At 63.9% G+C, this 13,678-nt stretch carries 11 protein-coding genes and 1 pseudogene; 6 read left to right on the top strand and 6 right to left on the bottom strand.

Translation table 11 applies throughout. The features are described from left to right. Positions 1 to 45: 45 nt before the first annotated feature. The 4 genes from CEJ45_RS04035 to CEJ45_RS04020 are packed head-to-tail and all read right to left on the bottom strand — an operon-like array spanning position 46 to position 3,669. Positions 46 to 762: an ABC transporter ATP-binding protein gene (locus CEJ45_RS04035; RefSeq protein WP_088753918.1), complete on the bottom strand. Its 717-nt coding sequence runs from the start codon at positions 760 to 762 to the stop codon at positions 46 to 48. Continuing rightward, the gene (locus CEJ45_RS04030; protein WP_088753917.1) at positions 755 to 1,513 is read right to left on the bottom strand and encodes an ABC transporter ATP-binding protein; all 759 of its coding nucleotides are present in this window, start codon (positions 1,511 to 1,513) and stop codon (positions 755 to 757) included. Before CEJ45_RS04030 ends, CEJ45_RS04035 begins: the two co-directional genes overlap by 8 nt. After that, complete coding sequence (locus CEJ45_RS04025; RefSeq protein ID WP_088753916.1) at positions 1,510 to 2,730, bottom strand: branched-chain amino acid ABC transporter permease; 1,221 nt, start codon at positions 2,728 to 2,730, stop codon at positions 1,510 to 1,512. Before CEJ45_RS04025 ends, CEJ45_RS04030 begins: the two co-directional genes overlap by 4 nt. A 3-nt stretch (positions 2,731 to 2,733) precedes the next feature. Continuing rightward, positions 2,734 to 3,669 (bottom strand): branched-chain amino acid ABC transporter permease, encoded by a 936-nt coding sequence (locus tag CEJ45_RS04020; RefSeq protein ID WP_088753915.1) that lies wholly within the window; start codon positions 3,667 to 3,669, stop codon positions 2,734 to 2,736. 164 nt (positions 3,670 to 3,833) lie between these two features. On the opposite strand from CEJ45_RS04020, the gene CEJ45_RS04015 reads away from it, so the two are divergent. The 6 genes and pseudogenes from CEJ45_RS04015 to CEJ45_RS03990 all read left to right on the top strand — a co-directional run bounded on the left by CEJ45_RS04015 (position 3,834) and on the right by CEJ45_RS03990 (position 9,194). Beyond that, a complete protein-coding gene (locus CEJ45_RS04015) occupies positions 3,834 to 5,309 on the top strand; it encodes a protein adenylyltransferase SelO (protein WP_088753914.1) in 1,476 nt (491 codons plus the stop codon). 71 nt (positions 5,310 to 5,380) lie between these two features. Then, the gene (gene msrB / locus CEJ45_RS04010) at positions 5,381 to 5,776 is read left to right on the top strand and encodes a peptide-methionine (R)-S-oxide reductase MsrB (RefSeq protein ID WP_088753913.1); all 396 of its coding nucleotides are present in this window, start codon (positions 5,381 to 5,383) and stop codon (positions 5,774 to 5,776) included. Positions 5,777 to 5,821: 45 nt separating this feature from the next. Next, positions 5,822 to 6,442, top strand: a complete 621-nt coding sequence (locus CEJ45_RS04005) for a septation protein A (RefSeq protein WP_088753912.1) — start codon at positions 5,822 to 5,824, stop codon at positions 6,440 to 6,442. Next, positions 6,439 to 6,723, top strand: a complete 285-nt coding sequence (locus CEJ45_RS04000; protein WP_088753911.1) for a BolA family protein — start codon at positions 6,439 to 6,441, stop codon at positions 6,721 to 6,723. Before CEJ45_RS04005 ends, CEJ45_RS04000 begins: the two co-directional genes overlap by 4 nt. Before the next feature lie 90 nt (positions 6,724 to 6,813). Beyond that, complete coding sequence (locus tag CEJ45_RS03995) at positions 6,814 to 7,590, top strand: peptidylprolyl isomerase (protein WP_088753910.1); 777 nt, start codon at positions 6,814 to 6,816, stop codon at positions 7,588 to 7,590. A 504-nt stretch (positions 7,591 to 8,094) separates the two neighbouring features. After that, a pseudogene (locus tag CEJ45_RS03990) lies at positions 8,095 to 9,194 on the top strand (porin). Here the strand turns inward: CEJ45_RS03990 and CEJ45_RS24785 are convergent. Next, the gene (locus CEJ45_RS24785) at positions 9,182 to 9,358 is read right to left on the bottom strand and encodes a hypothetical protein (protein ID WP_158214891.1); all 177 of its coding nucleotides are present in this window, start codon (positions 9,356 to 9,358) and stop codon (positions 9,182 to 9,184) included. The pseudogene CEJ45_RS03990 and the gene CEJ45_RS24785 sit on opposite strands and share 13 nt — an antisense overlap. Before the next feature lie 17 nt (positions 9,359 to 9,375). Then, complete coding sequence (gene purL, locus CEJ45_RS03985; protein ID WP_088753909.1) at positions 9,376 to 13,407, bottom strand: phosphoribosylformylglycinamidine synthase; 4,032 nt, start codon at positions 13,405 to 13,407, stop codon at positions 9,376 to 9,378. Positions 13,408 to 13,678: the final 271 nt, after the last annotated feature.

Below are 13,678 nucleotides of genomic sequence, written 5' to 3'. Positions count from 1 at the left end.
CCATCGCGGCTGCGCGAGAAATGCCGCCTTTCATCCGCCCTGTCTTCAGAGCGCCAGCCACTCCTGCTGCAAGGCCGGGGCCGCCGCCAGTTGGACGGGCGCCCCTTCGAAGACCATCTCGCCGCGTCCCATCACATAGACCCGCTGCGACATCTCCAGCGCCAGCGCCTGCTTCTGCTCGATCAGCAGCACCGCCACCTGGCGCTGGCGCAGCAGTTCCAGGCAATGCGCCACCTGCTCGACCATCTGCGGCGAGAGCCCTTCGGTCGGTTCGTCGATAAGCAGCAGGACCGGATTGCCCATCAGCGAGCGTCCCAGCGCCAGCATCTGCTGTTCGCCGCCCGACAAGGCGCCGGCGGCCACCTTGTAGCGCCGTTCCAGGGCCGGGAAGAGTGCGAGCACTTCGTCTTCACGCCAGCCTTCGGCCGCCGCCGGCCCGCGCTTGCGGCCCAGCAGCAGGTTTTGCTGCACGGTGAGTGCGGGAAAGACATCGCGGCTTTCCGGCACATAGCCGATACCACGCTGAGCGATGGTGTAGGTCGGCAGCCCGGCCAGGGGACGGCCCTCAAAATCGATGTCGCCGGTACTGCGCACCTGGCCCATCAGGGCCTTGAGCAGGGTTGATCGTCCCGCGCCGTTGCGGCCCAGGACACTGACGATCTCGCCGCGCCCCACCTCCAGCGACACGCCATGCAGCACATGGCTCTGGCCATACCAGGCCTGCAAGTCATGGACCCTCAGCAGCGCAGGGGATTTATCCATGGCGCCTCCGGTCCAGGTACAGCGCCTGCACATGCGGATTGGCGCGGATGCGCTCGGCGCTGTCGCAGGCGATCACGCGGCCGTTGTCCATGACCGCGATGCGGTCGGCCAGGCCGAAGACCACCTGCATGTCGTGTTCCACCATCAGCAGGGTCTTGCCGGCGGTGACCTCGCGGATCAGCGCCACCATGGCCGCACTCTCGGCGCGGCTCATGCCGGCGGTCGGTTCATCGAGCAGGATCACGGAGGCGTCGGCCGCAATGGTCACGGCCAGCTCCAGGGCGCGCTGCTCGGCATAGCTCAGTTCACCCGCGACCACTTGCGCTCGCGCGGCCAGGCCGACCTTCTCCAGTACCGACAGCGCCCGCTCGCTGGCGTCGCGCAACCGGCCGATGCGGCGCCAGAAGGCATAGCGATAGCCCAGCGTCCACAGGAGCGCGCAACGCACGTTCTCGAAGGCGCTCAGGCGCGGGAACAGGCTGGTGATCTGGAAGCTGCGCGCCAGGCCCAGGCGATTGATCTGTTGCGGCGCTGCGTGGGTGATGTCGCGCCCATGCAGCAGCACCCGGCCGGCATCGGCACGATAGCGGCCCGAGATGACGTGAAAGAGACTGGACTTGCCCGCCCCATTGGGCCCGATCAGCGCACAGCGCTCGCCGGGCTGCAATTGCAGGTCGACGCCGCGCAGGATCTCGCTGCGGTCGAAGGCCTTGTACACACCCTGCAGGATCAAGGGAGCCGGCGCAGTCATCGCGGCCTCCCGTGGCGATGCCAAGCCATGAGCATCGCTGTTCCCGCCGCCATGCACAACACCGCGATCACCCACGGAAAAGGCGCATGCACGTCGATGCGCCAGCCCCACAACAGCAAGGGCGCGGCACCTGCGCCTGTTTCGGCCAGGCTGCCCAGGCTGGCCTGATAGGCCATTTCGGTGGCCAGGATGAGCCCGGCCAGCGCACACAGGGCCCCTGCCAGCCACAGCCCCAGGCGCAGCGCGCGGCTGGCATCGATGTCGCCATAGCGCAGATGCCAGGCGCGGTCGATGAGGCTGGCCAGTCCGCCCGGCGTGGTCATGACGATGAGGATGAAGAACGCGCCCAGGTAGAACTGCCAGGCCTGCGTATAGGCCGACAGCCAGGAAGAAAACAGCACGCCCACCACGCCGCCCACGATGGGCCCGTAGAAATAGGCGGTGCCGCCGATGAAGGTAAAGAGCAGGATGGCGCCCGAGCGCAGCGCGCCCACGTATTCGGCGCTGACGATCTCGAAATTGATGGCCGAGAGCCCGCCCGAGACCCCCGCAAAGAAGGCCGACAGGATCAGCGCCAGGTAGCGCACCCGTTGCGGGTCGTAGCCGATGAAGGCGGCACGTTCGGGGTTGTCGCGCACGGCATTGAGGATGCGGCCCAGGGGCGTGTGGCGCAGCGCGCAGATGGCCATGGCGCAGACCAGCAGCCAGCCGGCGATCAGGTAATACACCTGGATCTGCGGCCCGTAGCTGATCCCCAGCACGGGCTCGCCGATGACGCGGTTGCCGGAAATGCCACCCTCGCCGCCGAAGACCTCGGGAAACATCAGCACGCAGGCTGAGACCAGTTCCACCAGCCCCAGCGTGATCATGGCAAAGGTGGTGCCGGCGCGGCGCGTGGTGAGATAGCCCAGCACCACCGCACAGAGCGCTCCGGTCAGGCCGCCCGCCAGCGGCACCAGCGTCATCGGAAAGGCCAGCACGCCATCGGCCATGCGGTTCATGAGATGGATGGCCCCGAAGGCCCCCAACCCGGAATACACCGCATGCCCGAAAGAGAGCATGCCGCCCTCTCCCAGCAGCATGTTGTACGAAAGGCAGAGCAGCACCATCGTGCCCATCTGCGAGAGCAGCGACAAGGCCGCACTCTGCGCAAATACCAGCGGCGCGACCAGCAGCACCAGGGCAAAGAGCAGCCAGGGAAAGACCATCCGCCGCATCGCTCAGCCCTCCCGCCGGCCCATGAGGCCCTTGGGACGCACGACCAGCATCACCACCAGCAGCAGGTAGGGCAACACCGGTGCCACCTGCGCCAATGTCAGCCGCGCCAGGGGCGCCAGCGCGCTGCCGGACGGAACCTGCAGCCCCAGGCTGGCCAGCGAGACATCCAGCGCCACCGCAAAGGTCTGCATCATGCCGATCAGCAGCGAGGTGATGAAGGCCCCGGCCAGCGAGCCCAGGCCACCTACCACCACCACCACGAAGATGATGCTGCCCACGGCGGCGGCCATCCCCGGCTCGGTGACGAAGGCATTGCCGCCGATGACACCGGCCAGTGCTGCCAGCGCGCAGCCGCCGCCAAACACCAGCATGAACACGCGCGGCACGTTGTGGCCCAGTGCCTCGGCCATCTGCGGATGGGTCAGCGCGGCCTGGATCAGCAGTCCGATGCGGGTATGGCGCAGCAGCAGCCACAGGGCCAGCAGCATCAAGGCCGCCACCAGCAGCATGAAGCCGCGATAGACCGGGAAAGCGGTGGAATACAGCGTAAACAGCGTGCCATCCAGTTCGGGCGGGATGCGGTAAGGCACGGGCGAGCGCCCCCAGACCAGTTGCACCAGTTCCACTACCAGATAGGACAGGCCGAACGTGAACAACAGTTCAGGCACGTGCCCGTAGCGATGCACGATGCGCAGGCCGTAATGCTCCACCAGCGCGCCCGCCACGCCCACGATCAAGGGCGCCAGCAACAGCGCCCACCAGAATCCCAACAGCCCGGCCAGGGCATAGGCGACGTAGGCGCCCAGCATGTAGAAGCTGGCGTGGGCGAAGTTGGGCACGCCCATCATGCTGTAGATGAGCGTGAGGCCCGAGGACAGCAGGAACAGCAAAAAGCCGTAGCCCAGTCCGTTGAGGAAGGTGATCAGCGCGAATTCCAAATTGCCAGCCTTGCGGGGAGATGCCGTATCGAAGGGGTTGAGGGGCTTGCCGCGCCCGGCCAGGCGCGGCAGGACGCAAAAGTGGAGCGATCCTATGGGATTCGCGCTTCTCTGTCAAAATAGCGGATTGCGGCCCGGTCCGGGCTGCGCGCCACAGGCTGACCATGACGCAATCCTATCCGCTGCCCCCCTTCGAGAACCGTTTCGCCGAATTGCCGCCGGCTTTTTATACCCGCCTGCAGCCCACCCCCCTGCCCGCCCCCTACCTGGTCGGCTTCAGCGACGCAGCCGCCGCCACGGTCGGGCTGCCGCGGCCGGCCGATGAGCACACCGACTTCCTGGACATCTTTGCCGGCAACCAGGTCGCACCCGGCTCGACGCCGCTGTCGGCGGTCTATTCCGGGCACCAGTTCGGGGTCTGGGCCGGCCAGCTGGGCGATGGCCGCGCCATTACCCTGGGCGACCTGCCGGCCGCCGACGGCCAGGGCCGCATCGAACTGCAACTCAAGGGCGCGGGCATGACCCCCTACTCCCGCATGGGCGACGGCCGCGCCGTGCTGCGCTCCTCGATCCGCGAATTCCTCTGCTCGGAAGCCATGGCTGCGCTCGGCATCCCGACCACGCGCGCCCTGACCGTGATCGGCTCGGACCAGCGTGTCATGCGCGAAGCCCCGGAAACCGCCGCCGTCGTCACCCGCATGGCGCCCAGTTTCATCCGCTTCGGCTCCTTCGAGCACTGGTACTACAACCAGCGCTTCGACGACTTGAAGATCCTGGCCGATACCGTGCTGGAACAGTTCTATCCGGAACTGCTGCCTGAAGAGAACCCGTACCAGGCCCTGCTCAAGGAAGTCACCCGCCGCACCGCCACCCTGATGGCGCAATGGCAGGCGGTGGGCTTCATGCATGGCGTGATGAATACCGACAACATGTCCATCCTGGGCCTGACCCTGGATTACGGCCCCTTCGGCTTCATGGAAGCCTTCGACGCCCGCCACATCTGCAACCACACCGACAGCCAGGGCCGCTACAGCTACCAGATGCAACCGAGGATCGGCCAGTGGAACTGCTTCGCACTGGGCCAGGCCATGCTGCCGCTGATCGGTTCGGTGGAGCAGACCGAAGCAGCGCTGGCCGACTATGAAGCCATCTTCCAGGCGCGCCATGCCCAGTTGCTGCACGCCAAGCTGGGACTGCGCACGCAGCAGCCCGAGGATGAACAACTGATCGAAGCGCTGTTTGCCATCCTGCAGGCCAATGGGGTGGACTTCACCCTGTTCTTCCGTCGCCTGGGCAACTTGCGCATCGGCAATGTGGCTGACGACGAGCCCGTGCGCGACCTGATCCTTGATCGTCCTGCCTTCGATGCCTGGGCCGTGCAGTATCGCGCCCGCCTGCGCGCCGAAGACAGCGACGACGACGCCCGCCGGCTTGCAATGCATGCGGTCAACCCCAAATACGTGCTACGCAATTACCTCGCCCAGGACGCCATCGACCGCGCGCTGGAGAAGGATTTCAGTGAAGTGGCGCGCCTGCAGCAGATCCTGCAACACCCCTTTGACGAGCAACCCGAATTCGAGCGCTACGCCGCACTGCCGCCGGAGTGGGCCCGCCATCTCGAGGTGAGTTGCTCTTCCTGAGGCGGCCTCTGCAACTTTCTTCCCGGGCGGCCCGCATTTGCCCGTCGCCCGTCATCCCCAAGGAGCCAAGCATGAACAAACGTGTAGAAAAGACCGAAGCGCAATGGCGCGAACAGCTGGACCCCATGGAATACCAGGTCACCCGCGAAGCGGCCACCGAGCGCGCTTTCACCGGCCGCTACTGGGATCATCATGAAGCCGGCATCTATACCTGCGTCTGCTGTGATACGCCGCTGTTTACCTCGGATGCCAAGTTCGATTCCGGCTGCGGCTGGCCCAGCTACTTCGAACCCATCGATCCGGCCAACGTGCGCGAGAAACTGGACCGCAGTTATGGCATGATTCGCACCGAGATCATCTGCAACGTCTGCGACGCCCACCTGGGCCACGTCTTCCCCGACGGCCCGCCGCCGACCGGACTGCGCTATTGCATCAATTCGGCTTCGCTGCGTTTCGACCCCGCGTAAGCCGCTCTTCCACCGTTTCATTGACTCACTGAAGAAGCCAACCCGATGAAGTTCCTGTTCGACCTGTTCCCCGTCATCCTGTTTTTCGGCGTCTTCAAATGGGCCGAGGGCCATCCCTCGGCCGCGCAGGACCTCGTGATGCAATACCTGGGCGGGGCCATGTCGGCCGGCGCCGTCACGGCCACCCAGGCACCGATCCTGCTCTCGACGGCGGTGGCCATCATCGCCTCGCTGGGCCAGATTGCCTGGCTGCTGCTGCGCCGGCGCAAGGTGGACGGCATGCTGTGGGTGTCGCTGGCCATCATCGTGGTCTTTGGCGGTGCCACCATCTATTTCCGTGACGATACCTTCATCAAGTGGAAACCGACCATCCTGTACTGGGCCTTCGGCCTGGCCTTGCTGGTGTCGCAGCTGTTCATGAAGAAAAATCTCATCCGCGTGATGATGGAAAAGCAGGTCACCCTGCCCGAACCGATCTGGCCGCGCCTGAACCTGGCCTGGATCGCGTTCTTCGCCGTCATGGGCGTGCTGAACCTGTATATCGCCTTCAATTACTCGCTCGATACCTGGGTCAACTTCAAGATGTTCGGCAGCATGGGCCTGATGTTTGCCTTCATCATCGGGCAGAGCCTGTTCCTTTCCAAATACATGAAGGACGCCGAATGAGTGCCGCTGACACGCGCGTGCAGCGCATTACCGAACGCCTGACTGCAACTTTCACGCCGCAGGCCTGTCTGGTCGAGGATGAGTCGGCCCTGCATGCTGGACATGCCGGCGCCGCCTCTGGCGGAGGACATTACAGGGTCCGCCTGGTTTCCGACTTGTTCGAGGGCAAAAATCGGTTGAACCGCCATCGGCTGGTGTATGATTGCCTGTCCGACCTGATGCAGCAGGAGATCCACGCGCTGGCCATAGTGGCGCTCTCGCCGTCAGAGGCAACGAACTGAGACCAAGAACAAAGACCGACGCCTGCTTATCAAGCCCCTCCTGTTTTTTTCTCCGTTTTGATTCATTCCTTTCTTTTCTAGGATTCAACAATGACATTCAAACCCGCTCGTCTGCTGGTGCTGCTGTTCGCCATCGCTTCCATCCCGGCCTTCGCACAAAACCTGGCCGTAGTGAACGGCAAGGCGATTCCCTCCTCCCGCGCCGAACTGATGGTCAAGCAGATGACTGCGCAAGGCCAGCCTGACAGCCCGCAACTGCGCGGCGCCATCAAGGAAGAGCTGATCAACCGTGAAATCCTGATGCAGGAAGCCGACAAGCAAGGCCTGTCCAACAGCAGCGACGTCAAGAACCAGCTGGAACTGGCCCGCCAGTCCATCGTCATCCGCGCCCTGATCGCCGACTACCTGAAGAAGAACCCGGTCTCCGATGCCGACATCAAGGCCGAATACGACAAGTTCAAGGCCCAGGCCGGCGACAAGGAATACCACGCCCGCCACATCCTGGTGGACAAGAAGGAAGACGCCGAAGCCATCATCGCCAAGCTGAAGGCTGGTACCAAGTTCGAAGACCTGGCCAAGCAATCCAAGGACACCGGTTCGGCAGCCAACGGCGGCGACCTGGACTGGGCCACCCCGGCCTCGTTCGTCAAGCCGTTCTCCGACGCCATGGTGGCCCTGAAGAAGGGTGACATCACCCAGACCCCGGTGCAGACCCAGTTCGGCTGGCACGTGATCAAGCTGGAAGACGTGCGCCCCGCCAAGGTCCCGACCCTGGAAGAAGTCAAGCCGCAGATCGCCGAAGCCCTGCAACAGAAGAAGCTGCAGGCTTACCAGGAGCAACTGCGCGCCAAGGCCAAGGTGCAATAAGCCTTTCGCCCTGATCGTCGAAGGGGACGGCCGCGCGCCCTCCTCTTCATCGTTCCCCCAGCATGCCCGGCCAGGTCTCCTCGCCGGGCATGTTGCTTTTTAGCTACGATCGCGCGCACAACTTCTGCACCTGCGATCAAAAAGTCGCTCGAAAACCCCGGATTTCCTCCAAAAAAGCGCTGAAATTGGCCTTCTTGTCACAGAGAAGACACAAACCAAGTTTCATAGTGAAGATTTATTTTTATAAAAGATTTATCCAATAAATTTTTCATAATCATATAAATTCACTAAATAATTAAAAAAGAGGAATTAACCTGCAGCATTTTGCGCATTTTGCGAACCATCGTTCTGATATTCTTCGATCCAGTTCCAAATAGGGACAGGCTGCGGCCGGCCACGTTCAATGCGGTCGCGGCGATAAAAGAGGTGTTTCGGGGAGAGGCACACAAGGCTGATCCGCGGCGCCATCAACAACACAACATCGTGCTTTCTGGAGAGAAACCTATGAAGAAGAGTTCCATGCTGCTGCTGGCAGCCGGCCTGACCACGGGCGGCGCAGCCTTTGCCCAGTCCACCGTGACCATCTACGGCATCGTCGACACCAGCATCCGTTACCTGAGCAGCGACAATGCCCAGGGCAACAGCAACGTGCGCGTGGACAACGGCGCGATCGCCAACAGCCGTATCGGCTTCAAGGGTACCGAAGACCTGGGTGGCGGCCTGAAGGCCATGTTCCAGCTGGAAAACGGCTTCAACGGTGACAACGGCTCCATGAGCAGCGCCAACACCATCTTCAACCGTCAATCCTGGGTTGGCCTGGGTGGCAGCTTCGGCAAGGTCTCCATCGGCCGCCAGAACACCCCCCTGTTCGACCTGCTGGCTGACCACTTCGACCCGCTGACCGTGGGCAACTACGACAGCAACTCCTGGCTGCCGGCCGCCGGCACCCTGGTGCGCAACAGCAACATGATCAAGTACTACGGCAGCTTCAGCGGCGTGAGCGTTGGCCTGTCCTACTCGGCTGGCGAACAAGCCGGTTCGGCCCGCCGCGGCAGCCAGATCAGCAGCTCGCTGCAATACACCACCGGCCCTTCTCCGTCGGTGGCGGCTGGCAGCAGACTGTGAGCCCCAATAACAGCGACAACAAGGACACCAGCTACAACCTGTCGGCTTCCTACAAGATCGGTGACGCCAAGCTGTTCGGCGGCTACTTCAACATCAAGGATGCCACCGGTACCACTGCTGCCTACATGGCCATGACCAACAGCGCAGCATCGGCTGGCGGTGTCGAAGGTGTCCAGCGCAAGGACAAGGGTTACTTCTTCGGTACGTCCTACCAAGCTACCGCCGCCCTGTCGCTGACCGGCGCCTTCTACTATGACAAGAGCCAGAACGCCAGCGTCAGGAACGTGGGCACGGTTGGCGACGGCAAGCGCTACGCCATCGTGGGCTGGGCCGAATATGCCCTGTCCAAGCGCACCCAGGTCTACACCATCGTGGACTACAACAAGGCCAAGGACGCAGCCCGCTACGAGCTGACCGGCCAAGCCGCTGGCAAGGACAACCTGACCACCGTCGGCGTTGGCATCCGTCACATCTTCTGATCCGGCTTGAGGGTGGCGCTTTCCTTCGGGACAGCGTCATCACCCAACCGCGCAGCAGAAACAAAAAACGCAGTTCCTTTCGGAACTGCGTTTTTTTTCATCCGGCTTTTCCATCCCCTGCCCGAATGCCCCGTGCGGCGGGCAGTCGGGACAGGAAACTTCATGTCAAGCCATTTCCGGCTCAACCCACCCACTTGCGGGCATTGCGGAACATGCGCATCCACGGCGAATCCTCGCCCCACGACTCCGGGTGCCAGGACTGGGTCACCGTGCGGAACACGCGTTCGGCGTGCGGCATCAGGACCGTGAAGCGGCCGTCCGGGGTGGTCACCGAGGTGATGCCCTGGGGCGAACCGTTGGGGTTGAACGGATAGGCTTCGGTAGCAGCGCCGCGATGGTCGACGTAGCGCATGGCGATGATGGCACGGTCGATATCGCCGGTCTGCGAGAAGTCGGCGAAACCTTCACCGTGGGCGGTGGCGATCGGTGCCTGGGTACCGGCCATGCCCTGCATGAAGATGGACGGCGAATCGGCCACTTCCACCATCACGAAACGCGCCTCGAACTGCTCGGACTTGTTGCGGGTGAACTTGGGCCAGGCTTCGGCGCCCGGGATCATGGACTTCAGGTTGCTCATCATCTGGCAGCCGTTGCAGATGCCCAGCGAGAAGGTGTCCTGGCGCTGGAAGAAGCGCGAGAACTGCTCGGCCAGCTGCGCATTGAAGAGAATCGTCTTGGCCCAGCCTTCGCCGGCGCCCAGCACGTCACCGTAGGAGAAACCGCCCACGGCGATGAAGCCCTTGAAGTCATCCAGCTTGGCGCGATTGGCGATCAAATCGCTCATGTGCACGTCCACGGCGGTGAAGCCGGCCTTGTGCATGGCGTAGGCAGTCTCGATGTGCGAGTTCACGCCCTGCTCGCGCAGGATGGCGACCTTGGGACGCGCCGCTGCGCCCAGCGACAGGTAGGGTGCGGCGATGTCTTCCTGCGGATCGAAGGTCAGCTTGGGCGTCATGCCGGGATCGGCTGCATCCAGCAGGCGTTCGTATTCGGCATCGGCGCAGGCCGGGTTGTCACGCAGGCGGGCGATGCGCCAGCTGGTCTCGCTCCAGACGCGATGCAGCTCGGCGCGCGGCTGGCCGTAGATGTTCTTGGCATCGCGCATGAATTCGATCACGTCGCGGTCGTTGGGCTTGCCGATGATGTGGCTGCACGCGCCCAGGTTGTAGCTGCGCAGCACGTTCATGACCTCCGACTTCTGCTCGGCCGGGACCTGGATCACGGCACCCAGTTCTTCACTGAACAGCGCGCGCAGGGTCAGTTCATTGCGGCGCTCGGCCACTTGCGTGGTCCAGTTCTTGGAATCGCCCCAGTCGGCGGCATGCTCGGCTTCCATGGTCAGGATGTCGAGGTTGACCGAGATGCCGGTATGGCCGGCAAAGGCCATTTCGGCCAGGGTGGCATACAGGCCGCCGTCGGAACGGTCGTGGTAGGCCAGCAGGCGGTCTTCGGTATTGAGTTGCTGGATGGCGTTGAAGAAGGCCTTGAGGTCTTCGGCGCTGTCCACGTCCGGGGTCTCGTTGCCGATCTGCTGCATCACCTGGGTGAGCGCCGAGGCACCCATGCGGTTCTTGCCACGGCCCAGGTCGATCAGGATCAGGACGGTGTCGCCCTTGTCCTTGCGCAGTTGCGGGGTCAGCACGCGGCGCACGTCGGTCACCGGCGCGAAACCGGAAACGATCAGCGAGACCGGCGAGGTCACCGACTTGGCGCCCTCTTCATCGCTCCAGGTGCTGCGCATGGACAGCGAATCCTTGCCCACCGGGATCGAGATGCCCAGTGCCGGGCACAGCTCCATGCCCACGGCCTTGACGGTATCGAACAGCGCGGCGTCCTGGCCGGGCTGGCCGCAAGCGGCCATCCAGTTGGCCGAGAGCTTGATGTCGCCGATCTCGGCGATGGGGGCGGCAGCAATGTTGGTGATGGCTTCACCGACGGCCATGCGGCCCGAGGCCGGTGCGTCGATCACGGCCAGCGGGGTACGCTCGCCCATGGCCATGGCTTCGCCCAGATAGCCTTCCAGGCCCATGGCCGTCACGGCCACGTCAGCCACCGGCACCTGCCAGGGACCGACCATCTGGTCGCGCACGGTCATGGCACCGACGCTACGGTCACCGATGGTGATCAGGAAGGACTTGTCGGCCACGGCCGGCAGGCGCAGTACGCGCTGGGCCACGTCCACCAGGTCCATGCCGGTCAGGTCGACCGGCGGCAACTGCTTTTGCACGTGCTGCACATCGCGGTGCATCTTGGGCGGCTTGCCCAGCAGCACGTCCATGGGCATGTCGACCGGGTTGTTGTTGTGCTCGGGGTCGATCACCTTCAGCTGGCGTTCTTCGGTGGCGGTACCGACCACGGCGAAGGGTGCGCGCTCGCGCTCGCACAGGTATTTGAACAGGTCCAGGTGTTCCGGCAGGATGGCCAGCACGTAGCGCTCCTGGGACTCATTGCTCCAGATCTCGCGCGGGGCCAGGCCGCTTTCTTCCAGCGGCACCTTGCGCAGGTCAAAAATTGCACCGCGCTTGGCGTCGTTGGTGATTTCCGGGAAGGCGTTGGACAGGCCGCCCGCACCCACATCGTGGATGGACTGGATGGGGTTGTCGTCACCCAGCGCCCAGCAGGCGTTGATGACTTCCTGGGCACGGCGCTCCATTTCCGGGTTGCCACGCTGTACCGAGTCGAAATCCAGGTCGGCGGTATTGACGCCGGTGGCCATCGAGGAGGCAGCGCCACCGCCCATGCCGATGCGCATGCCGGGGCCGCCCAGCTGGATCAGCAGGCTGCCGACCGGCAGGTCGTTCTTCTTGGTGTGCTTGGCCGAGATGTTGCCCATGCCGCCGGCGATCATGATGGGCTTGTGATAGCCCATGACCTGCCCGCCCACATTCTGCTCGTAGGTGCGGAAGTAACCGCCCAGGTTGGGACGGCCGAATTCGTTGTTGAAGGCCGCGCCACCGAGCGGGCCGTCGATCATGATCTGCAGGGGCGAAGCGATGCGTTCGGGCTTGCCGTAGATGCCGCCCTGCGCGTGTTCATCGCGCTGGTCCACCGGCTGGGCCACGTCACGGGCGTTTTCCCAGGGTTGCACGGCGTGGGTGACCATCAGGTTGGAGACGGTAAAGCCGGTCAGGCCAGCCTTGGGCTTGGAGCCCCGGCCGGTGGCACCTTCGTCGCGGATCTCGCCGCCGGCACCGGTGGAGGCGCCCGGGAACGGGGAGATGGCAGTCGGGTGGTTGTGGGTTTCCACCTTCATCAGGATGTGGGTCAGCTCGTCCGAGGCTTCATACACGTTGCCCTTGGTGGCACCGCGCTGGTAGAAGCGCGAGACGGTCGCGCCCTCGATGATGGAGGAGTTGTCCGAATAGGCCACCACGGTGCCCTTGGGCGCCAGTTGATGGGTGTTCTTGATCATGCCGAAGAGCGACTTGTCCTGCTTTTCGCCGTCGATGGTCCAGTCGGCGTTGAAGATCTTGTGGCGGCAGTGTTCGCTGTTGGCCTGGGCGAACATCATCAGTTCGACGTCGGTCGGATTGCGCTGGGCCTTGGTGAAAGCGTCCACCAGGTAATCGATCTCGTCATCCGACAGGGCCAGGCCCAGCTCGGTATTGGCGCGCTCCAGCGCGGCACGGCCCCCGCCGATCACGTCTACCGACTCCAGCGGCTTGGCCTGCAGTTCCGAGAACAGGCCGGCGGCGTCCTGCGGGTCGCGCAGCACGGTTTCGGTCATGCGGTCGTGCAACAGTGCGGCCACGGCCGGGATGCTGGCTTCGTTGAGCTTCTTGGCACCGCCCAGCAAGCCCGTCTTGACCTGCACACGGAAGATGATGCCGCGCTCGACCCGGTGGATGTGGCCCATGCCGCAGTTGCGCACGATGTCGGTGGCCTTGCTGGCCCAGGGCGAGATGGTGCCGAAACGCGGGATCACGACGAAGGCATCGCCCTCATCGCTGCCATTGAAGGGATCGCCATAGGTCAGCAGGCCATTGAGGCGTGCCTCGTCCTCGCGCGTCAGGGCCTGGGACTGGCCGGCGTCGACGAAGTGCAGGTAGCGGCCGGACACGCCGGTGATGGCGGCATCGACTGCTTGCAATTGGGTCAGAAGGCGTTGGGTACGAAAAGCGGAAAGGGCATTGGAGCCCGGCAGGATCAGCATGGCGAGGTCGAGGCAGTTAGCTTGAATCGGGAAAACCGTCGCAGCATCGCGGCAGGGACCGGTCCACCGGCACCGGCCGGCCCCGGATGCCGCATTGCACAGTGAAAAATCGTGCAGGCCGGGGGAAGGCGGAATGATGGATCGTGCGCGCGTTTGCTGGCAGAGCCGGCATTATACAGTGGACACCGCGCCAAGTCCCGCGCAAAGCGAGCGGTCAGGCCGGCCCGCGTCCGCGCGCGCGGCACGCTGATCCACCAGGCCCTTGTCATCC

The sequence above is a fragment of the Herbaspirillum aquaticum genome (assembly GCF_002213425.1).
Taxonomy (GTDB): domain Bacteria; phylum Pseudomonadota; class Gammaproteobacteria; order Burkholderiales; family Burkholderiaceae_D; genus Herbaspirillum; species Herbaspirillum aquaticum.
This window is presented reverse-complemented; position numbering and strand designations above follow the sequence as displayed.